The 20,774-nt window shown below is 73.4% G+C and carries 19 protein-coding genes; 10 read left to right on the forward strand and 9 right to left on the reverse strand.

Going from position 1 to position 20,774, the window contains the following annotated elements; all coding sequences use genetic code 11:
• Window positions 1-109: 109 nt before the first annotated feature.
• Both nhaA and ACLQ2R_RS26215 read left to right on the forward strand, forming a co-directional pair.
• Window positions 110-1,450 (forward strand): Na+/H+ antiporter NhaA, encoded by a 1,341-nt coding sequence (gene nhaA, locus ACLQ2R_RS26210; protein WP_425963253.1) that lies wholly within the window; start codon window positions 110-112, stop codon window positions 1,448-1,450.
• 212 nt (window positions 1,451-1,662) lie between these two features.
• Window positions 1,663-2,304: a response regulator gene (locus ACLQ2R_RS26215; RefSeq protein WP_425963255.1), complete on the forward strand. Its 642-nt coding sequence runs from the start codon at window positions 1,663-1,665 to the stop codon at window positions 2,302-2,304.
• Between the two features lie 321 nt (window positions 2,305-2,625).
• On the opposite strand, the gene ACLQ2R_RS26220 is transcribed toward ACLQ2R_RS26215, so the two are convergent.
• Complete coding sequence (locus ACLQ2R_RS26220) at window positions 2,626-4,182, reverse strand: arabinofuranosidase catalytic domain-containing protein (RefSeq protein WP_425963256.1); 1,557 nt, start codon at window positions 4,180-4,182, stop codon at window positions 2,626-2,628.
• A 1,116-nt stretch (window positions 4,183-5,298) separates the two neighbouring features.
• Entirely contained in the window at window positions 5,299-6,603 is a 1,305-nt protein-coding gene (locus tag ACLQ2R_RS26225) for a cytochrome P450 (RefSeq protein ID WP_425963257.1), read from the reverse strand.
• A 100-nt stretch (window positions 6,604-6,703) separates the two neighbouring features.
• Between ACLQ2R_RS26225 and ACLQ2R_RS26230 the strand changes: the two genes are divergently transcribed.
• Complete coding sequence (locus ACLQ2R_RS26230) at window positions 6,704-7,882, forward strand: TetR/AcrR family transcriptional regulator (RefSeq protein ID WP_425963258.1); 1,179 nt, start codon at window positions 6,704-6,706, stop codon at window positions 7,880-7,882.
• 43 nt (window positions 7,883-7,925) lie between these two features.
• Here the strand turns inward: ACLQ2R_RS26230 and ACLQ2R_RS26235 are convergent, their stop codons facing one another.
• Entirely contained in the window at window positions 7,926-9,632 is a 1,707-nt protein-coding gene (locus ACLQ2R_RS26235) for a GAF domain-containing protein (protein WP_425963260.1), read from the reverse strand.
• A 204-nt stretch (window positions 9,633-9,836) separates the two neighbouring features.
• On the opposite strand from ACLQ2R_RS26235, the gene ACLQ2R_RS26240 reads away from it, so the two are divergent.
• Entirely contained in the window at window positions 9,837-10,298 is a 462-nt protein-coding gene (locus ACLQ2R_RS26240) for a pyridoxamine 5'-phosphate oxidase family protein (protein ID WP_425963261.1), read from the forward strand.
• Between the two features lie 38 nt (window positions 10,299-10,336).
• On the opposite strand, the gene ACLQ2R_RS26245 is transcribed toward ACLQ2R_RS26240, so the two are convergent.
• Window positions 10,337-11,164: a putative protein N(5)-glutamine methyltransferase gene (locus ACLQ2R_RS26245; protein WP_425963262.1), complete on the reverse strand. Its 828-nt coding sequence runs from the start codon at window positions 11,162-11,164 to the stop codon at window positions 10,337-10,339.
• Between the two features lie 257 nt (window positions 11,165-11,421).
• Between ACLQ2R_RS26245 and ACLQ2R_RS26250 the strand changes: the two genes are divergently transcribed.
• Genes ACLQ2R_RS26250 through ACLQ2R_RS26265 form a run of 4 tightly spaced genes read left to right on the forward strand, consistent with a single transcriptional unit; the run spans window position 11,422 to window position 14,649 of the window.
• Window positions 11,422-12,537 carry an acyl-CoA dehydrogenase gene (locus ACLQ2R_RS26250; protein ID WP_425963263.1) on the forward strand — a complete coding sequence of 372 codons (1,116 nt, stop codon included), beginning with the start codon at window positions 11,422-11,424 and terminating at the stop codon, window positions 12,535-12,537.
• A complete protein-coding gene (locus tag ACLQ2R_RS26255; protein ID WP_425963265.1) occupies window positions 12,534-13,259 on the forward strand; it encodes a PIG-L deacetylase family protein in 726 nt (241 codons plus the stop codon). Before ACLQ2R_RS26250 ends, ACLQ2R_RS26255 begins: the two co-directional genes overlap by 4 nt.
• Complete coding sequence (locus tag ACLQ2R_RS26260) at window positions 13,256-13,891, forward strand: SAM-dependent methyltransferase (RefSeq protein WP_425963266.1); 636 nt, start codon at window positions 13,256-13,258, stop codon at window positions 13,889-13,891. Before ACLQ2R_RS26255 ends, ACLQ2R_RS26260 begins: the two co-directional genes overlap by 4 nt.
• Window positions 13,888-14,649: a glycosyltransferase gene (locus ACLQ2R_RS26265; protein WP_425963267.1), complete on the forward strand. Its 762-nt coding sequence runs from the start codon at window positions 13,888-13,890 to the stop codon at window positions 14,647-14,649. Before ACLQ2R_RS26260 ends, ACLQ2R_RS26265 begins: the two co-directional genes overlap by 4 nt.
• Before the next feature lie 61 nt (window positions 14,650-14,710).
• On the opposite strand, the gene ACLQ2R_RS26270 is transcribed toward ACLQ2R_RS26265, so the two are convergent.
• Both ACLQ2R_RS26270 and ACLQ2R_RS26275 read right to left on the reverse strand, forming a co-directional pair.
• A complete protein-coding gene (locus ACLQ2R_RS26270) occupies window positions 14,711-15,352 on the reverse strand; it encodes a disulfide bond formation protein DsbA (protein WP_425963268.1) in 642 nt (213 codons plus the stop codon).
• Between the two features lie 17 nt (window positions 15,353-15,369).
• Window positions 15,370-15,693 carry a DUF6183 family protein gene (locus ACLQ2R_RS26275; protein WP_425963269.1) on the reverse strand — a complete coding sequence of 108 codons (324 nt, stop codon included), beginning with the start codon at window positions 15,691-15,693 and terminating at the stop codon, window positions 15,370-15,372.
• 261 nt (window positions 15,694-15,954) lie between these two features.
• Here ACLQ2R_RS26275 and ACLQ2R_RS26280 point away from each other — a divergent pair, with 261 nt between their 5' ends.
• Entirely contained in the window at window positions 15,955-16,158 is a 204-nt protein-coding gene (locus ACLQ2R_RS26280) for a DUF5999 family protein (RefSeq protein WP_425963270.1), read from the forward strand.
• A 241-nt stretch (window positions 16,159-16,399) separates the two neighbouring features.
• Here the strand turns inward: ACLQ2R_RS26280 and ACLQ2R_RS26285 are convergent, their stop codons facing one another.
• The 3 genes from ACLQ2R_RS26285 to ACLQ2R_RS26295 all read right to left on the reverse strand — a co-directional run bounded on the left by ACLQ2R_RS26285 (window position 16,400) and on the right by ACLQ2R_RS26295 (window position 18,249).
• Window positions 16,400-17,011, reverse strand: a complete 612-nt coding sequence (locus ACLQ2R_RS26285) for a dihydrofolate reductase family protein (RefSeq protein WP_425963271.1) — start codon at window positions 17,009-17,011, stop codon at window positions 16,400-16,402.
• A 156-nt stretch (window positions 17,012-17,167) separates the two neighbouring features.
• Window positions 17,168-17,359, reverse strand: coding sequence for a DUF6203 family protein (locus tag ACLQ2R_RS26290; RefSeq protein WP_425963272.1), 192 nt, complete (start codon window positions 17,357-17,359; stop codon window positions 17,168-17,170).
• 62 nt (window positions 17,360-17,421) lie between these two features.
• Window positions 17,422-18,249: a TetR/AcrR family transcriptional regulator gene (locus ACLQ2R_RS26295; RefSeq protein ID WP_425963273.1), complete on the reverse strand. Its 828-nt coding sequence runs from the start codon at window positions 18,247-18,249 to the stop codon at window positions 17,422-17,424.
• A 63-nt stretch (window positions 18,250-18,312) separates the two neighbouring features.
• Between ACLQ2R_RS26295 and ACLQ2R_RS26300 the strand changes: the two genes are divergently transcribed.
• Window positions 18,313-20,664 (forward strand): ATP-binding cassette domain-containing protein, encoded by a 2,352-nt coding sequence (locus tag ACLQ2R_RS26300; protein WP_425963275.1) that lies wholly within the window; start codon window positions 18,313-18,315, stop codon window positions 20,662-20,664.
• Window positions 20,665-20,774 lie beyond the last annotated feature (110 nt).

Consider the following 20,774-nt stretch of genomic DNA (forward strand, 5'->3'; position numbering starts at 1 on the left):
CACGTACCCGCCCGGCGGGCTCCACCGGGCCCACCGATAGGCTGAACCCCACGGGTGCGCCGGGAAGTCTGGTCGGCAGTCGCTGACCCGACCCCGAAACGGAGCCCTCATGTCCAACCCCCTGTCCGGCACGTCAGGTCTGTTCAGCCGTGGCTCATGGGCCGAGACCAGCCGGATCACCGCCATCCTGCGCAGGGAGACCGTCGGCGGGGCACTGCTGCTGGTCGCCACGGTGGTGGCGATGGCCTGGGCGAACTCCCCCTGGTCGGGCGGGTACCAGGCACTGCGCGAGATCACCTTCGGGCCCGCCGCGCTGCACCTGGATCTGACCCTGTCCACCTGGGCCGCCGACGGCCTGCTGGCGATCTTCTTCTTCGTGGCCGGGCTGGAACTCAAACGCGAGTTCGTGGCAGGCGACCTGCGCCACGTACGGCGGGCGGCGGTGCCGGTGGCGGCCGCGCTCGGCGGCGTGATCGTCCCGGCCGTGCTGTACCTGCTGCTCACCCTGAACGCCGGGGACGGGGCGGGACGGGGCTGGGCCGTCCCCACGGCCACCGACATCGCGTTCGCCCTGGCCGTGCTGGCGGTCGTCGGCCGCCACCTGCCCTCGGCGCTGCGCACCTTCCTGCTCACCCTGGCCGTGGTCGACGACCTGGTGGCCATCGTCATCATCGCCGTCTTCTACACCGCGCAGCTCTCGGTGCTGCCGCTGCTGGGCGCCCTGGTGCCGCTGGCGGTGTTCGCCCTGCTGGTGCAGCGCCGGGTGCGCAGCTGGTGGCTGCTGCTGCCGCTGGCCGCGGCGACCTGGGCACTGGTGCACGCCTCGGGGGTGCACGCCACCGTCGCGGGCGTGCTGCTGGCCTTCACGGTCCCGGTCGTGCGCAGCGAGAAGGCGGGCGGGCCCGAGGCGGGACCCGGCCTGGCCGAGCACTTCGAGCACCGGCTGCGTCCCCTGTCGGCCGCGGTGGCCGTGCCGGTCTTCGCGTTCCTGTCGGCCGGGGTGACCCTCGGCGGTCTGAGCGGCCTGGCCTCGGCCCTGGCCGACCCGGTCTCGGTGGGCATCGTCGCCGGGCTGGTGGTCGGCAAGCCCCTGGGCATCATGATCGCGACCTGGGTGGTGGCCCGCTTCACCCGTGCCCGCCTGGACGAGGGCCTGGCCTGGGTGGACGTGGCCGGGCTGGCGGTCCTGGCCGGGATCGGATTCACGGTCTCGCTGCTCATCGGGGAGCTGGCCTTCGGGGTCGGCAGCGAGCGCGACGAGCACGTCAAGGTGGCGGTCCTGGCGGGTTCGCTGGCCGCGGCGCTGCTGGCGACGGTGATCCTGCGCCTGCGCAACCGCGTCTACCGGCGCATCACCGACGCCGAGACCGCCGACCACGACCACGACGGCATCCCCGACCTCTACCAGACCGCCCCACCCGACCGGGAACGGCCACGGGACGTTCCCTGACCGCGTGACCGCCTCCCCGGAGGTCTTCCCTCTCCGGCCGGACCGGCGCATGCCGGGCCCGGGACGTTCCGCGATCGCCGCTCCGGAGGTCCCCGTCTCCGGCCGGACAGGCCCGGACCAGGCCGGACCAGGCCGGACCAGGCCGGGGCTCCGGGCCGGTGGGGACCTTGGCCTCTATGCGATCCGTCCGGGCAGCGGCTAGCGTGCGGAGCATGATTCGCGTTTTCCTGGTGGACGACCACGAGGTGGTACGGCGGGGTGTGGCCGCGCTGCTGGGCTCCGAGGACGACATCGAGGTGATCGGCGAGGCCGGTACCGCCGAGTCGGCCATCGCCCGCATCCCTGCCCTCACCCCCGACGTGGCCGTGCTGGACGTGCGCCTGCCCGACGGCAGCGGGGTGGACGTGTGCCGCGAGGTCCGCTCCCGGCTGCCGGGGCTGGCGTGCCTGATGCTGACCTCCTACGCCGACGACGACGCGCTGTTCGAGGCGGTCATGGCCGGGGCGTCGGGGTACGTGCTCAAGCAGATCCACGGCTCGGACCTGGTGGGCGCGGTCCGCACCGTGGCCGCCGGGCAGTCGCTGCTGGACCCGCAGACCACCGCCTCCATGCTGTCGCGGCTGCGGGAGAGGTCGCACAGACAGGATCCGCTGGCGGCCCTGTCGGACCAGGAGCGTCACATCCTGGAGCTGATCGGCGAGGGCCTGACGAACCGGCAGATCGGCGAGCGGATGTTCCTGGCCGAGAAGACGGTCAAGAACTACGTCTCCAACCTGCTGGCCAAGCTCAACATGCAGCGCCGTACCCAGGTGGCGGCCATGGCGGCACGGCTGAAGACCGAGCACCGGCGGTGAGCCGGGACCGGCCGGGGGCCGGTCGGCGCCCCATCGGGCCCCGGTGAACGAGGCGGCTTTATGTTAACGCTAACATCTCGGGTCGGGTGTCTGAGGGGAACATCGGCGGATGAGGTGGAGTAAACACGGGCCGGAAGGAGACGTCAAGGGCGCGAGGTGTCGCGGGAAGCCGACGCGACGGGCCTCGCCCGCGTGGCGGCGGCCTCCTCGAAGGCCGTTCGCCCGGCGGGCCGGGCGGATGCGGGGGAGGTTCCGTCCGCCGCTCCGCCGCCGGCCACCGCCTCCCCGTGGGGGCGGGCGGCCGGCGGCGGACAGATGCGATCAGCGGTACCCGGCGGCGACGACGTCGGCCTGGACGGCGTTCTCCGTGGCGTCGGAGGGATACCCGGCGACCATGGCCCCCTCGTAGAAGGTGCCCGCGCTGAGGTTGGCGCCTCCGTCGGGCTTGCAGCAGTCACCGCCGCTGCCCAGGATGATGGCCCCCTGCTTCTTCATCGGGCTGTAGCCGCCCGGAAGCGAGCCGTCGTACAGGGTGTAGAGGTTCCCGGACTGCGCGTTGCTGCCCTTGATGGCGAACCGGCTCGTCCCGTTGTTCTTCAGCGTGGCGGTGACGAACTTGTGGGGAAAACCCCTCTGGTTGGGGTTCCACGACTGGCTTCCACCGGGGAAGAGCCCCCATTCCAGGTCGGCCTGGACCCAGGGACCGCTGCCCTGGCATCCGCCGAACCAGCACTGGGTGCTGAAGTTGATGGCGTCCATGGCCCCGGCGGCGTCGGCCTTCCGGGTCGTCTCGCTGTTGCCGTAGTCGAAGCAGCAGCCGCTGTTGACGTGGGTGCCGCTGGTGACCATGTACATGCCCTCGGGCGCGCTGCCGGTGGGGATCCCCGTCAGGTGGCCGTCCCGCCAGTAGCTGTTGCCGGGGTTGATGTAGAGCGAGTAGGCCTTGTTGCCGCCGACCGTGAGCGACTCGGTGGTCGCGGTCGCGGGCCTGCTCTGCGGGGAGCCGGGGACCACGCTCGACCCCTGGTACCACAGGTCGTTGCCGCGGCCCGACTGGTCGTACACGACCGTGATGACGCACGCGGTACCGGCGCAGAAGGAGTCCTGGGCCGAGGCGTTGGCGGCCCCGCCCGCCGTCAGAACGGCGATGTTCCGGGTGGAGTTGTCCGAGGAGCGCCTGACCTGGTAGAGGTTGCCGCCGTAGGAGCCGTAGAGCGCCCGTGTCGTGCTGTGCGCGGCCACGCACGGCGTGCCGCCCGAGGCGTAGATGTCGCACGAGCGCGCGCCGGGCGGCTGCGGGCTGGGCGTCACGGTCGGCGTCGGGCTGGGCGTCGGGGTGGGCTGGGCGCCGGTGGTCCATTTCTGGTTGGTGGCGCCGGTGCAGGTCCAGATGTGGACCTTGGTGCCGTTGGCCGTGCCGAGACCGGAGACGTCCAGGCACTTGTTCGCGCCGACGGCGGTGATGCTGCCGTCGGAGTTGAGACGCCACTTCTGGTTGTTCTGGCCGTTGCAGTCCCAGATGAGCACCGTGGCGCCGTTGGCGGTGCCGGCGGCGTTGACGTCGAGGCACTTGGTGCCGTAGACGCGCAGCTCCTGCGCGGCGGTGGTGGTCCACTGCTGGTTGGCCTGGCCGTTGCAGTCCCAGATGAGCACCGTGGCGCCGTTGGCCTGGGAGGCGCCGTTGACGTCCAGGCACCGGCCCGAGCCCGTGCCGATCAGCGGGGTGGTGGCCGCCGAGGCCGGTACCGACCACGTCAGGGCGGTCGCCAGCAGGGTCGCCAGTGCCGCCACGACGGCCACGACGGCGGTCGCGGCGGCGGCCGATCGAGAGCTCCACCGTGCCGGACGGCTCGATGGGCGGTCGGGTAGGGGCTGCATGTCGTGCTCCTCGGGGTAGGCATGGCGAAGACGGTCGTGGGCGGGAAGCCGCGGGGCCTCACATGGGCGGCCGGAGGCGGTACGGGCTCGTCCGGTCGGCGCGACGGAGGAGGCGCGAAACGCCGCTCGGACGCCGATCGTCACCTGGTCGAGTCGACTCGCCGAAGGCGGCGATCCGTCGAGCGGAAAAGAGGGCGTGTACGGCGAAGCAGATACAGGAGGCGGATCATCTGTCAAGTTCCGGCCCTTCCCGCCGGCTTCGAGAACTCCGCCGTATGGGACCTGTGCTGCGACGACGCCGATCGAGGTCGATGAAACGTTCAGCCGTCACCCGTTCCCGGCGGTGTTCCGCCACCATCCCGGGAAGGGCGCCCCGAAGCCGGGGCCGCCGGAGACGACGTGACCGCCGCGTCCGGCCGGGCGTCAGGGCACGGACGCCGCCCCGCCTGCGGGCCCGAGTCAGTACGAAACATGTGAGCGGTTTGTGTGGCCGGACCGGTCCGACGAACACACTTCCCCGTATCACCGCTGGTCGAAGAGTCGCGCTGGTTCACAGTGCTCCGAACGACCGAGTGCGCCGGATGAAATAAGTGTGCTTAAAGTCTTGACAGGTATCGGCGCGACGAACGTAATGGGTAACGAGGTCTCAGGAGGCGGCGCTCCGACGAGTACCTCACGGCCGGATCACGAAGGCGGAACGGAGGCGCGTCGGCACCTCCGCATCGTGGCCGGCCACACATCCCCGGATTCCTCCCCGGCCTGAAGGCCGGGGCATCCTCCGGTTTATCAGGTGACCGACCGACCCCCCACGCGGACCGGGCTCCGCTCCCGATCAGGCGCGGACGCCTCCGCCCATGCCGTGACATGACATGACCTTCGTCGGGTGACCGCCCACGGTCACGCCGATCACCTCAGGCGGACCTCCTGCGCCGCTCGCGGGGCACGACCCCGGCGAGCGGGTCCCGTTCCTCGCCTTCCCCTCGGGGCGGGACGCCGGCCGGGCCCGCGATCAGCCGTGCGACCGCCTGTCGCCCTTGCCGCGGAACGTGCACCTGGGCAGGGCGTCGCGGTCACCGTGCCGTGCCGTGCCGTGGCAAGCGTCTCCTCGCGGCGGTGTCAGAGGGCCACGGGAAGCGAGACCAGGCGCCAGGTGCCCGGGTCGAGGGCACGACCGGCCCCCTCCTCCGGCCGGACGAACGCCAGGTCCGGGAAGCGGCGCAGCAGCTCCGTGATCGCGACGTCGGTCTGCACCCGGGCCAGCGAGGCCCCCAGGCAGAAGTGCGCGCCGTGGGCGAACCCGAGGTGCCCCGGCGACCCGGCGGGCCTGGTGAGGTCGAACCGGTCGGGGCCGTCGAACGCGCGCGGGTCGCGGTTGGCGGCGGCGACGACGGCGGTGACGGGCTCGCCCTTGCGCACCGGCACGCCGAAGAGCTCGACGTCCTCGGTGGCGTAGCGGGGGATCGACAGCAGCACCGGGCCGCACCAGCGGGTCAGCTCCTCGACGGCGCGGGGCATCAGGGAGGGGTCCTCGCGGAGCACGACGAGCTGCTCGGGGTGGGAGAGCAGGAACTCCACCGCGTTGGCGATGAGGTTGGCGGGGGTCTGCCCGGCCAGGACGAGATGCCAGACCAGGGTGACGAGCTCGACGTCGTCGAGCCGGTCGCCGTCCTCGGCCTGGGCGCGGATCAGATCGGAGAGCAGGTCGTCGCCGGGCTCCTCGCGCCGGCGGGCGACCGCCGCCCTGGCGCCCTCGATGATCCCGGGGACGGCCGCGGTGAACTCCGGCCCCATGACCGACGCCACGGTGAGGCCGTACTCACGCCAGCGCATGCGGTCGGACTGGGGGATGCCCACCAGTTCGCAGATCACGTCCATCGCCAGCGGCCTGGCGAAGTGCGGCAGCAGGTCGACCGTGCCGTTCTCGGCGTGGCCGGGCAGGGCGTCGAGCAGGCGGGCGACGAGCGGCTCGATCCTCGGACGGAACCGCGCTGCGCGGCGCGCGCTGAACGCGGGCGAGACCAGCCTGCGCAGCCGGGCGTGCTCGGTCCCGTCCATCTCGCTCATGGTCCGCATGTACGGAACGCAGTCCTCGGGGACGTCGGGCCGCATGAAGCTGCCGGCGGTGATCTCGAACCGCGGGTCGCCCAGCAGCGCCTTGGCGTCCTCGTGGCGGGTGACGGCCAGCATGGGGCCGAAGCCCGGCGCCGACAGCCTCGCCAGCGGGGACCGCTCCCGCGCCCGCCCGTAGACGGCGAAGGGGTCGCGCATCACCTCCGGATCGGTGAGGGCGATCTCCGGGATCTCCGGGGTCTCCGGGACGTCCGAGGGCTCCGGGACGTCCAGGGGCTCCGGGGCCGACGGGATTCCTGAGGTCTCGGTGCTCGCGGAGGTGTCGTCCAGGTGCCGGTCGGCGGCGGTCATGTGCTCTCCCGATTTCGAATGTTCTGATCATATGATCTCATCATCTGAGTGGTCACGGTATCTTGGTTCGTCATCGGCGGCAACGAGGGACGGGAGGACGATGGGCCGGCTCAGCAGGGCGCAGTCGCAGGAGCACAACCGCGCCAGGGTGCTGGCCGCGGCCAGGGAGGAGTTCGCCGAGCGCGGCTTCAGGGACGCCAAGATCGACGGCATCGCCGAGCGCGCCGAGCTCACCCGGGGCGCGGTCTACTCCAACTTCTCCGGCAAGCGGGCCCTGTACTTCACGGTCCTGGCCGACCTGGCCGAGCGTGCCCCCGAGCCGCCGCACCAGGAGCCGGGGCTCACCCCCCGCGAGGCCCTCGGCGCACTGGCCCGCGCCTGGCTGGCCCGGCTCCCCCTCACCACCGACGGGCACCGCGGTCTGGCCCGGCTCGGCATGGAGCTGATGCCCGAGATCCTCGCCGACGAGCGGCTCCGGCTGCCGTTCGCGCAGCTGATGAGACTCGACGCGATCCTGCTCGGACTGGCCCTGGAGCGGCTGCGCCCGCCCGCGCCGTCCGACGACCGCCTGGTGTGGATGGCCGAGGCCGCGCTCACCACCCTGCACGGGGCGAGCCTGATGGCCGCCGCCGCGCCCGGCTTCACCGAGCCGTTCAACATCGTCAGCGCCTGCGAGCACCTGACGGAGCTCTCCCTCGACGACCGCCGGATCCCCACCCCGTGGAACACCCGGGCGCGACCGGCCGACGAGCCCTGGTCACCGCCCGAGGCGACGGACGCGGTACGCGGCGAGCCCGCCTCGCTCACCGGCGACGGCGTGACGGCGATCCTCGGCCTGCACCGGCTGGAGGCCGCCGAGGAGGCCGTACGGGCCGCGCCGCCGGGGACCGCGATCACCGTCGTGCCGGTCACCGGTGGCTCCGACGAGCTGGCGCCGCTGGCCCGGCTGGCCGTCGCCGACCTGTGCGGCTGCCTGCGCCAGGCCTTCCCGCGACCGGCCTGGCCGCACCTGCGGGTGGTCTTCGACGAGCGGGGCGCGATCGCCGCGGCGGCCGGTCTGCCCGCCGTCGGCGAGGGGACCGAGTCGGCGATCCTCGTCCGGTCCGGCCGGATCGTCCTGCGCGCCGACGGCCGCGGCGCGTGCCACATGATCGCCTCGGCCGCCGCCACCTCCGGCACCGGCACCGACCCCGACCCCGGTGCCGGCGTGCCCAGGTCCGACGGCCGGACCTCGCCGGACGGTGCCGTTCCTCCCGGGCGGGCGGGACGGCGCGGCTGACGGCCGCGGCCCCGCCGGGAAGCCCGGGGAGGTCCCCGCGTTCTCAGTCCAGCGGTACGTGCCAGGTCAGCCGGGTTCCGCCGGTCGCGGACGGGCCCGCCTCGAAGGAGCCTCCCAGCGCGAGGGCCCGGTCGTGCATGTTGCGCAGGCCGCTGCGCCTGCCCTCGCCGGGCAGGCCGACCCCGTCGTCGGTGACGATGAGGGTGAGAGTGTCGGCGGTGGCCTCGGTGAAGACGTCGGCCCGGCCCGCCCTGGCGTGGCGCACGATGTTGGACAGCGCCTCGCGCAGCACGGCCAGCAGGTGCTCGGCGATCGGCGCGGGGACCCTGTTGTCGAGCTGTCCCTCCATCCGCAGGCCCGGCATGAAGCCCAGGTGCCCGCGCGCGCCCTCGACCAGCTCCACGATCCGCGCGCGCAGGCTCGGATCGTCGGCCTGGCGGGGGGTCTGCAGGGCGAAGATGGTCGAGCGGATCTGGCGGATCGTCTCGTCCAGCTCGTTGATCCCGTGCTGGAGACGGTCGGACGCCTCGGGGTGCTCGACGAAGCGCACGATGCTCATCAGCGTCATGGCCACGGCGAACAGGCGCTGGATGACCACGTCGTGCAGGTCCTTGGCGATCCGGTCGCGATCCTCCAGCAGGCCCAGCCGCTCGGCGTCCTGGCGGGCCTCGGCCAGCTCCAGCGCGATCGCCGCCTGCCCGGCGAAGGAGTGCAGGGTGCGCAGCTCGGTGTGGTTGAACGGGATGCGGCCCGGGCGTTTGCCCAGCGTCAGCACCCCGCGCACCGCCCCGGCCGCCCCCAGCGGCACCGCGGCCACCGGCCCCACCGACAGGTGGTCGGCCAGCTCCTTCGGCAGGCCCGCCTCCGGCAGGACGCTGACCATGAGGGGGTCACCGCTCCGCAGGGCCCGCCCCGCCAGGGAGCCCTCCACGCTCACCTCGGCCCCGCCGACCTCCTCGACGTCGAGGCCGTCGGCGATCACCACCCGCAGGACCTTCCGGCCGCTGTCGGGAAGCATGATCATCGTGATGTCGGCTCCGGCCAGCTCCCGTGCCCGTGTCGCGACCAGTGTCAGCACCTGCCGCGGTTCGGCCCCCGACAGCAGGGCCGTGGTGACCTCGGCCGAGGCCTGCAGCCACATCTCCCGCCGCCGGGTCTCCTCGTACAGCCGCGCGTTCTCGATGGCCACGCCCGCCGCGCCGGCCAGCGCGGACACGATCGCCTCGTCCTCCTCGTCGAACTCCCCGCCACCGCGCTTCTCGGTGAGGTACAGGTTGCCGAACACCTCGTCGCGCACCCGGATCGGCACCCCGAGGAAGGACCCCATGGGCGGGTGGCCGGGCGGGAACCCGTAGGAGGCCGGGTGGTCGGTGATGTGCGCCAGCCGCAGGGTCTGCGGTTCCTTGATCAGCAGTCCCAGCAGGCCCAGCCCGTGCGGCCAGTGCTCGATGCGGGCGATCTCCTCCTCGTCCAGCCCCACCGGGACGAACTGCACCAGCGTGCTCTCCTGCCCCACCACGCCCAGCGCGCCGTAGGTGGCGTCCACCAGGGTGGTCGCGGTCTCCACGATCCGGCGCAGCACGACCTCGAGGTCGAGGTCGCTGCCCACCGAGACGACCGCCTCCAGCAGCGCGTGCACCCGGTCCCGGGTGGCCAGCACCGCCTCCAGGCGTCCCTGCAACTCCGACAGCAACTCGTCCAGCCGCATGTTCGGGATCAGGGAACGCGGCCCCTTTTCCGGCTTCGTCATACGGGGAAGTCTGGCACCCGGCGGCGCCGTGCCCCACCTCGTACGAGATCACGATCGCGCGTGTGCCGTCCCCGCCCGGCGTCGGGCGCGCGGCGGGGACCGGCCCACCCTCGGCCCCGCCGGTCATGCCCGGCGGTAACGTTTCCCCCGGGGGATCTCTCCCTCGTGAGGCCAGGGTGAAGGGAAGCGATCGTGGAGGAGCGTATGGGCGAGCAGGTTGCGGCCGGCGACGGGCACGGGGGCGTTCCCGGCGCGCTGGAGACGCTCGACCGCGAGGAGTGCCTCCGGTTGATCAGCGCGGGCGGGGTGGGCCGGGTGGCCTTCGACGACCAGGGCGGGCCGGTGATCCTGCCGGTCAACTACGTGCTGCACGAGGAGACGGTGATCTTCCGCACCGCCGTGGGCGGTCCCTTCGACGCGGGCCTGCGAACCGGCGTCGAGGGCGTCGAATTCAAGATCGCGTTCGAGGTCGACCAGCTCGACGCCGTCGCCAGCCGGGGGTGGAGCGTGCTGGTACGCGGCGGGGTGCACCACCTGTCCACCCCCGAGGAACTGGCCGCCGCGCAGGCCACCGGCGTGCAGCCCTGGGCCGGTGGCGAACGGACGCTCTACGTCAGGATCTCCGCCACCGAGATCACCGGCCGCCGCATCCGCAACGACCGGTGAGCACGGGCCCCTCGCACCCGCGCCGGCACCGGTGACGATCAGCCGCCCCGCCCCCGCCGGGGTGCGGGTGCGGAACCGATGACGACGGTGGCGTCCAGTTCCTCGGAACGGGCCACGCTCGGCTCCAGCCCGTTGCGGGCGAAGGCCGCCACGGTCCGCGGAGCCTGCCGCTCGCTCGTCTCCACCAGCAGGTGACCGTCCGGCGCCAGCCAGAGCGGCGCCCCGGCGGTCACCCTCCGCTGGACCTCGACACCGTCCTCGCCGCCGTCGAGTGCCACCAGCGGCTCGTGCACCCGGGCCTCCACGGGCAGCGATCCGATCGCCTCGGTGGGAACGTAGGGCGCGTTCGCCACCAGGAGATCGACGCGGCCCCGCAACGACGCGGGCAGGGGCTCGTAGAGATCACCCTCGTAGACCCGGCCGCCGGCGCCCACGTTGCGGCGGGCGCACCGCACGGCGGCGGGGTCGATGTCCACGGCGTACAGCTCGGCCTCGCCCAGGGCCGCGGCCAGCGCGGCACCCACCGCGCCGGAACCGCAGCACAGGTCGACGATCACCCACGGCCGGCCGGGCGGGCGGTCCGGGACGGCCAGGCAGGCGGCCCGGTGCACCAGGAACTCGGTACGCCGGCGTGGCACGAACACCCCGGGATCGACCAGGAACCGCGTGCCGCAGAACTCCGCCCAGCCGAGGACGTGTTCCAGCGGAAGGCCGGTGACCCGTCGCTCCACCATCTCGGCGAGTTCGGCGGGCGTGCGCGCGGTGGACAGGAGCAGCCCCGCCTCCTCCTCGGCGAAGACACAGCCGGCGGCACGGAGCCTGGAGACGACGACGGGCAGGGACAGGAACGAGGGAAGAGCCGACATGGAGAACCTTTCGGGAAGCCCGACGGGGCTCCCTCGGTCACCTATGCCGGATGGACCGCGCGGATGCGAGAAGGGAGCACCCGACCTGATGCAGCGGTAATGGGTCTCACCTCCTCGGTAGGTCCGTTCGGACGGCGCAACACTACCGGATCCGCCTCCGCTCCGGGCCCCCGCACGGTAGATCGACAAACGATGCCCGAAATAGTACTAGTTGAGAAGAATGATAGGAATGCTCTCCACGGGGTAGCTCCCCAACCATGAACGGGGAACTTCGGGGGAAGATCGACGCGTCCGGAACCGGCACGCGTCACGCCGGCCGGGACGGCACCGGACCGGACGGCACCACCGTGAACGGCAGCGCCTCGGCCGGTACCGAAGCGTACGGGACCGGCCCGTACGGGAACGGACCGTACGGGAACGGACCGCGCGAGGAGATCGCCGGGAGGTTCGTCGCCGAGGTCGAGTCGGGGCGGCTGGATCTTCCCCTGCCCGGCGCGGGACGGACCGGGCAGCGCTGGGAGGCGCTCGGCGCGCTGGCCCGGCACGACCTGTCGCTGGCGCGGTTGTGCGAGGGGCACGCCGACGCCCTGGCGATCATCTCCGAACTGGACGGCCCCGCCCCGGCGCACGGGAGCCGGTGGGGGGTGTGGGCGGCGCAGCCCCCCGGCCCGCCCCTGTCGGCGCTTTCCGAGGGCGCCGGGTGGCGGCTGCACGGGACCAAGCGGTACTGCTCGGGGGCGCGGGTCTGCACCCACGCCCTGGTGACCGCCGAGACGCCGGACGGTCCCCGCCTGTTCGCCGTCGGCACCAGGGACCTGCGGCCGGTGACCGACAGCTGGCCCGCGACCGGGATGGCGGCCAGCGACACCCTGGACGTCCACTTCGACGCGATCCCCGCCGAACCCGTGGGGCCGGTGGACGGGTACGTCGGACGCCCCGGTTTCCACCACGGGGGCGCCGGCGTCGCCGCGTGCTGGTACGGGGGTGCCAGGGGGATCGCCGAGACGCTGCTGACCGCCGCCGGCGAGCGGGACGTGGGGCCGCACGCCCTGGCCCACCTCGGCGCGGTCGACGTGGCCCTGCGGGCGGCCAGGTCCGCCCTGGAGCGGGCGGCCGACGAGATCGACGCCGATCCGCACGACCTCAAGAAGGCCGGGAGGCAGCGCTCGCTGCGCCTCAAGACGCTGGTGGAGGCGGTGGCCACCGAGGTCATGGGCCGGGTGGGCAGGGCCCTGGGCGCCGGGCCCCTCGCCCACGACGGCGCGCACGGGCGCAGGGTCGCCGACCTGACGGTCTACCTGCGCCAGCACCACGCCGAACGCGACCTCGCCACGCTGGGCGCGCTCGTCGCCGAGCAGGGGACCGCCTGGTGAGCCCGGAGACCGACCTCATCGACGCGCCCGGCACCGGGGAGGCCGAGTGGCGTTCCTGGCCGGGGCTCGGCGCCCTCCCGGTGCTGGCCCACGACGGCTGGCGCAGCGTGGCCGTGATCGCCGCCCACCCCGACGACGAGGTGCTGGGCGTGGGCGGCCTGCTGTCCCTGCTCGCCGCCGCGGGGGTACGGCTCCGCCTGGTCGCCGTCACCGACGGCGAGGCGTCCCATCCCGGCATCGCCGACGTGCCGGGGCTGGTGGCACGGCGGGCGGGCGAGACCCGGTCCGCGCTGCGGGTGCTGGGCGCCGAAGCCGTCGAGATCGTACGGCTGGGCCTGCCCGACACCGGGCTCGCGGACCGCGAGGACGAGCTCGCCGGGGCGTTGAAGGAGGCGTGCGCCGGGTTCGAGGTCTGCCTGGCCCCCTGGGAGGCCGACGCGCACTCCGACCACGAGGCCGCCGGCCGGGCCGCGGCGGCGGCCGGTCTCCGCCCCCTGTTCTACCCGATCTGGGCCTGGCACTGGGCCCGTCCCGGCGACGCGCGGCTGCCGTGGGACCGGGCCGCGCGGGTCCCGCTGCCCCCGGGGGCGCGGGCCGCCAAGCGTGCCGCCATCGACCGCTTCACCAGCCAGCTCGAACCCCGCGGGGACGGCCTGGACGCCGTGCTCCCGCCCGGCATCGTCGCCCACTTCACCCGCGACCACGAGGTGCTCTTCCGTTGACGGACCACCCGCCCACCCTCGGCCCGGAGTACTTCGAGCGCATGTACGCCGCCTCGCCGGACCCGTGGGGGTTCACCTCCCGCTGGTACGAACAGCGCAAGTACGCCGTCAGCTCCGCGATGCTGCCCGCGCGCCGTTACCGCAACGCCTTCGAGGCCGGCTGTTCCATCGGGGTGTTCACCAGCCTGCTCGCCTCGCGCTGCGACCGCCTGCTGGCCTGCGACGTGTCCCCCGACGCGGTCGCGGCGGCGGCCGGACGGACCGCCGATCACCCGGGGACGCGGGTGCAGCGGCGTACGCTGCCCGGAGACTGGCCCCGGGACGAGGGAGGGTTCGACCTCGTCGTGCTCTCCGAGGTGCTCTACTACTTCGGCGGCGCGGACCTCGGCCGGGCGCTCGACCTGACGCTCGGCACGCTGAGCCCCGGCGGCACCCTGCTGGCGGTGCACTGGAGGCATCCGGTCGCCGAGTACCCGCGAGACGGCGACGAGGTGCACCGCGCCCTCGGCGGCCTCGCCGAACGCGGCGAGCTGACCCGGCTCGTCGAGCACCGCGAACCGGACTTCCTCGCCGAGGTCTACCTGCGCGGCCCCGCCGCCCCCTCGGTGGCGCAGGCCGAAGGACTCGTGTGATCCGGGCGGTCGGGGTGGTGGTGCCCGCCCGCGACGAGGAGGCGCTGCTGCCCTCGTGCCTGGCCGCGGTGAAGCTGGCGGCGCGCATGCTTCCCCGGATACCGGTCCACCTGGTCGTCGTCGCCGACAGGTGCGGTGACCGTACGGCGTCCCTCGCCGCCCGGGCCGGGGCGATCGTCGTCGAGGGCAGCATGACCGGCGTCGGGCACGCGCGCCGGACGGGCGCGGAGGTGCTCCTGCACCGGACCCGCGCCCTGGATCCCTCGACCGTGTGGATCGCCACCACCGACGCCGACACCCTGGTCCCGCCCTGCTGGCTCAGCCGCCAGCTCGAGCACGCCTCCCGGGGATGGGAGGCCGTCGTCGGCACCGTCACGGTCACCGACTGGGCGGGCCGTCCGGCGCCGTACCGGGCCGCCTACGCCGAGCACTACGCCCGCGGCATCGGCGCCCCCGCCGACGTCCCCGCCGACGGGGACGGCATGCGGGCGCACGGCGCCTCCCGGTGGCACTCGCACGTGCACGGCGCCAACCTGGGCGTCACCGCCGCCGCCTACCTGGCGGTCGGCGGGTTCAGGCCGCTGCCGACCGGAGAGGACCACGCCCTGGTCGGCGCCCTGGAGTCGGCCGGCAGGCGGGTGTTGCGCACCACCGGGGTGACCGTGACGACCTCGGCACGCCACGACCCACGGGCACCGGACGGCTTCGGCGACTTCCTCGCCCGCCTCGGACACGAGGCCGTCCCGGGCATGAGCTGAGCCCCCGTGGTCGGGGCCCGGGCCCCACCCCGGTCACGACCACACCACACGACCGTCACCGTCACGCAGGACCGGCGGGCGACGGAGGGTCGAGCCGGGGGGCGGCGTGCGGCTGCCCCTTGAGCTCGTGAAAACCGGGTGTGCCGGACACCAGCAGCGTCCCGTCCCACAGGCGGCCGGCCCCCTCCCCCGTGGGAACCTGCGAGATCACCGGGCCGAAGAACACGGCGCGCTCCCCGCCCGTGCCGGTGGCGGCGACCACGGGGGTGCCCACGTGGTCGCCGATCAGGCCGATACCCTCCGCGTGCGAGGCGCGTATCGCCTCGTCGTGGACGGTCAACGCGCCGGCCTCGGCCAGTTCGAGCGGCAGCCCGGCGGCGGTCAGCGCGTCGTGCAGGGACTCGGGCCACTCCTGCCCGCGCTCGCGCCCGGCCGTCCACATCGCGGTGTAGAACCGCGCGAGCGCCTCCTGCCCGTACCGTTCCAGCACGGCGGCGCAGACGCGCACCGGCACCCACAGGTACCCCTCGGTGTCCCCCTCGGGATCGTCGTCGCGTCCCTCGTTGAGCACCGAGAGGCTCATCAGGTGCCAGCGCACCTCGACGGGGCGGACCTTCTCCACCTCCAGCAGCCACCGGGAGGTGAGCCAGGTGTAGGGGCAGGAGGGGTCGAACCAGAAGTCCGCGATCGCCTTGTCCGTCATCGCACGCTCTCCACTCGTCATCGCCGGGCCCCGATCCGGGCCCCGACCATACCGTCACCGCGCCGCCGCGCCGCCGCGCCGCCGCGTACCACCAGTTCCTGCGTCAGGCAGGCGATCAGCTCGGCCCACATGTCCGGCCCGGACGGCGGGTGCCCGAACAGGGGAAGCAGCCGATGGACCGGCAGCGACTCCGCCAGCAGGGCCGCCAGGTCGCGGACGTCGCGCACCCCCCGCGCACCGGTGTACCGGCCGCGCACCAGCTCCGCCGGCGCGGCGGCGTCACCCGGGACGGCGGCCAGGACCGCCGCGTGCGGCTCGTCACCGATCCGGTACGCGCTCACGACGCTTCACACCGCCTCCGGCCGGCGAACCCGCCCACGCAGCCGGTGACCCCGCCCGCAAAACCGGTGCCCCCGCCCGTGGAGCCGGTGAGCTCGTCCGTGGAGCGGACGTGCCCCCCTATTCCCCCACCCGGAACCCTTACCCCGGCGCGGGACGACGTTAGGGGTATTTGTACGAGGACCGTCGCGCGGTCCCAGGGCGATACTGAGAGCGTTCGACGGCGAGCAGCCGTGATCCGAGCCGACCGATCGAGGTCTGCCATGTGTCAGCACGAACCGCACTGCCCCTCCGGATACGCGTCCGACCGCGAGGCCGCGCGCCCGGTCTCCTCCCACCCCGAGCAGGGGTGGACCCTGCTCTGCAACGGCGTCGTCCTGTTCGACGACACCGGCGAACTCCTGCCCGACGGCCGCGCCGTCCCCCCGCACCGGCCCACCCGGACCCTGCTGTCCCCGACCGCCTGACCGGTTCCGTCCAGGATACGGCCATGATCGTCCGTATCGCGTCGGCCGGTGCCGTCCCGGCTCCCGGCTCGGCGTCGCGGCGATGTCCCCGTACCGGCACGTTCCCGGCCTCGACGCCCTGCCGGCCGCGGTCGTCGATCACCTGCCCGCCGAGTCCGCGTCCGAGTCCGGTGGACACGTGGGGCGAGGCGCTGTCCCGCGGGCTTCGAGCAGCGGTTCACCCCGTGACGGACCGGGAACGTCAGGCCGGACCGGGCACGTCCGCTCCCGGCCCCGACGGTTCGTAGGTCGCGATCACCACGCCGGTGGTCGTGGTCACGGAGCCGGCGAGCCGCAGGGCGCCGAAGACCCCGTCCTCGGCGAACAGGCGCCGTCCGGTTCCCAGCAGCAACGGGTGGATCAGCAGGATGTACCGGTCGACGAGGCCGCGCCGCGCCAGCGACCGGACCAGCTCCCCGCTGCCGAGCACCACCAGGTCGCCCCCGGGCCCCTTCCTGAGGCGGGCCACCTCGTCCCCGGCGTCACCGGCCATCAGGACGGAGTTCGCCCAGGGCAGCGGCTCCCGCAGCGTCCTGGACGCGACGTACTTGGGCGTGGCGGCGAGCACGCCGGTGAACGGGTTGTCCCGCTGCCCGGGCCAGAAGGAGTGGAAGTCCTCGTAGGTCCTCCGCCCGAGCAGCAGCGCCCGCGTCCGGCTCATGCCCTCGCCCATCACCCGGCCCGCGACCGCGTCGCTGTAGGGCCCGGCCCACCCGCCGTGCTCGAAGCCGCCGCGCGGATCCTCGTCGGCCCGGCCTGGCGCCTGTGTCACACCGTCCAGCGAGACGCTGTTGACGATCACGACGTTGCTCATCGTCTCTCCGCTTCGGAGTCCCCCGGCCTCGTGCCGGCGTCTCACCTCCTACACGAACGACCGGCGGGCGGATCGACACCGGAGACGACGGGAGCCCGGCCTTCTCTCCGCCGGACCCGGTTTCCCGGGCCCGACCCGCGTGAAGGCGGCCGGTTCTCAGCGGCGGCGGCGCGAACGGGCGACGGGCCTGGTCTTCTGCGAGCCGTAGGCCCGCCGCCCGCCCCGCCCCTGCTCGACCTGGGCGCGCTGCTTGCGCCTGCCCAGCAGCCAGCCCACTCCCAGGACGGCCAGGCCGAACGGCGTACGGGCCAGCCAGCGTGCCACCACGACCTTGAAGAACTTTTTCATGTCACCGTTACTGCCCTGCGAGGGGCCGGTTAGGCGGCCGGGGCACTCCCGGTGCGGGCTTTTCAGGAGCCCCCGCCGGAGGCTCCCCGCGCGGCCCGTCCGGCGTCGTCGCGGCGCACGGCCGCCTCGACGCCGTCGAGGAACACCTCCAGCCCGGACACGAAGGTCTCCCTCGCCTCCTGCTCCAGGTAGGGGACGCTCTCGTCCTCGGAACGGTAGGCGCCCTCGCCCTCCATCCAGGTCAGGACGGGGAAGCGCTCGGCGAAGTCGGGGGCGACCTCCTGGAGCAGGGCCGAGCGGGCGTACCACCACTCGTCGTCGGACATCCCGGTCTCGGCCGGGGCCCGCCGGGTCTCGGCGATCGTCTGCGCCGCCCCGCGCACGAAGTGCGTCAGCGCCCCGACGACGCGGCGCAGCACACCGGCCGGCAGTCCGGTCTCGCGCAGCGCGCGCAGCACCGTCTCCAGCATGACGTACTCGTTGGGGCCGAGCACCGGCCGCGCCTGGGAGACCTGGAGCATCCACGGGTGGCGCAGGTAGAACTCCCGGACGTCCCCGGCCCAGGCGGTCACGGCCGCCCGCCAGCCCGCCGCGGTGTCGTAGCCGGTGGGCAGCTCGGCCAGCGCGCGGTCGTACATGAGGTCGACCAGCTCGCTCTTGCTCGGGACGTAGGTGTAGAGGGCCATGGCGGTGCGCCCGAGCCGTTCGCCCACCGCGCGCATGGACAGGGCGGCCATGCCCTCGGCGTCGGCGACGGCGATGCCGGCCGCCACGATCAGGTCCACGCTCAGCGCCGGTTTGGGGCCGGGACGCACCTGCGGGGGGCCGGTGGTGCGCCAGAGCAGGGCCATGGAGCGGCCCGCGTCCCCCTGGCCGGCGAAGACCACCACTTGCAACTCCTTACGACATAAACTAACTTGTCCGAGCCATCTCCTTACAGCATAAGGATATCAATGAGAAGGTTCGCATTCCCGTCCGGCCGGCCGGTGTCCGGCGGCCGGGCCCGGTGGCGGGCCCGCGCCGCGGACGCCCACGACGTGATCGAGGTCCGCGGCGCCAGGGAGAACAACCTCGCCGACGTCTCCCTGGACATCCCCAAGCGCCGCCTCACCGTCTTCACCGGCGTCTCCGGGTCGGGGAAGTCCTCGCTGGTCTTCGGGACGATCGCCGCCGAGTCGCAGCGTCTGATCAACGAGACCTACACGGCCTTCATCCAGTCGTTCATGCCGAGCCTGGGCAGGCCCGACGTCGACTCCCTGCGCAACCTCAGCGCCGCGATCGTCGTCGACCAGGAGCGGATGGGCGCCAACTCCCGCTCCACGGTCGGCACCGCGACCGACGCGCAGACCATGCTGCGGATCGTCTTCAGCCGGATCGGCGTCCCGCACGTCGGTACCTCCAGCGCGTTCAGCTTCAACAGCGCCGAGGGCATGTGCCCGGAGTGCGAGGGGCTGGGCCGGGTGTCGGACATCGACGTCACCGCCTTCCTCGACGTCGACCGCTCGCTCAACGAGGGGGCGATCATGGCCCCCAACTTCACCGTGGGCTCCTGGTACTGGCAGAACACGGCCCTGTCCGGGTTCTTCGACCCCGACGTCAAACTCAGGGACTACACCTCCGAGCAGTGGGAGGACCTGCTGAACAAACCCGCCACCAAGATCAAGATCGGGACGACGAACACCAGCTACGAGGGACTCCTGGTCAAGATCCGGCGGACCTACCTCGGCAAGGACCGCGAGTCGCTGCAGCCGCACATCCGGGCGTTCGTGGACCGGGCGGTGACCTTCACCGGCTGCCGCGCGTGCGGCGGCACCCGGCTCAACCCCGCCGCGCTGTCGTCGAAGATCGGCGGCCGTGACATCGCCGAGTGCTCGGCCATGCAGATCAGCGACCTGGCCGCCTTCGTCGCGGGCGTCGAGGACGCGTCGGTGGGACCGCTGATCGCCACCCTGCGCAACACGCTGGACTCGCTGGTGGAGATCGGGCTGGGCTACCTGAGCCTGGACCGCGAGTCCGCCACCCTGTCCGGCGGCGAGGCCCAGCGGGTGAAGATGGTCCGCCACCTCGGCTCCAGCCTGACCGACGCCACCTACGTCTTCGACGAGCCCACGGTGGGACTGCACCCGCACGACATCGAGCGGATGAACGGCCTGCTGCTGCGCCTGCGCGACAAGGGCAACACGGTCCTGGTCGTCGAGCACAAGCCCGAGACGATCGAGATCGCCGACCACGTGGTCGACCTGGGCCCGGGCGCGGGCACGGCCGGGGGGCGGATCTGCTACACCGGCGACGTGGCCGGGCTGCGGCGCTCGGGCTCCCTCACCGGCCGCCACCTGGACCACCGCGCCCGGCTGCGCGAGCGGGCGCGCCGGCCCTCCGGCGTGCTGGAGGTCAGGGGCGCCGCCCTGCACAACCTCAGGGACGTGGACGTCGACATCCCGCTCGGCGTGCTGACCGTGGTCACCGGCGTCGCGGGCTCGGGCAAGAGCTCGCTGATCCACGGCTCGCTCCCCCGCTCCGAGGACGTGGCCGTGGTCGACCAGAGCCCGATCCGCGGCTCCCGGCGCAGCAACCCGGCCACCTACACCGGGCTGCTGGACCCGATCCGCACCGCCTTCGCCAAGGCCAACGGGGTGCGGGCGGCCCTGTTCAGCGCGAACTCCGAGGGGGCCTGCCCGAACTGCAAGGGCATCGGCCTGGTCTACACCGACCTGGCGATGATGGCCGGGGTGGCGTCGGTGTGCGAGCAGTGCGAGGGGCGGAGGTTCACCCCCGAGGTGCTCACCCACAAGCTGCGCGGCAAGGACATCAGCGAGGTGCTGGCCATGTCGGTGACCGAGGCGCGCGACTTCTTCGGGCCGGGTGCCGGGGCGGGCGCCGGTTCCGGCGCGGCGCGGGCCGTCCTGGACCGGCTCTCCGACGTGGGCCTGGGCTATCTCGGCCTGGGCCAGCCGCTGACCACCCTGTCCGGGGGCGAGCGGCAGCGGCTCAAGCTGGCCATCCGGATGGCGGAGAAGGCCGCGACGTACGTGCTGGACGAGCCCACCACCGGGCTGCACCTGGCGGACGTGGACCAGCTCCTGGCCCTGCTCGACCGGCTCGTCGACGACGGCAACACGGTCGTCGTCATCGAGCACCACCAGGCCGTGATGGCGCACGCGGACTGGATCGTCGACATGGGACCGGGGGCCGGTCAGGACGGGGGCCGGGTGGTCTTCACCGGCACCCCCGCCGAACTCGTCGCGCGGGGGGACTCGCTCACCGCCCGGCACCTGCGCGCCTACGTGGGCAAGGACGCCCCCTGACCGGCGGCGTCCCGGCCGTGCGCGGTCTCACGTGACCGCGGGGACGGCGGGCGGGAGGACCCGGAGCGCGCCCGCCGTCCCCGCGCCGTCCCCGTGCCGTCCCCGCGGGT

The sequence above is a fragment of the Streptosporangium sp. DT93 genome, from assembly GCF_049844535.1.
In the GTDB taxonomy this organism is placed as follows: Bacteria; Actinomycetota; Actinomycetes; order Streptosporangiales; family Streptosporangiaceae; genus Streptosporangium.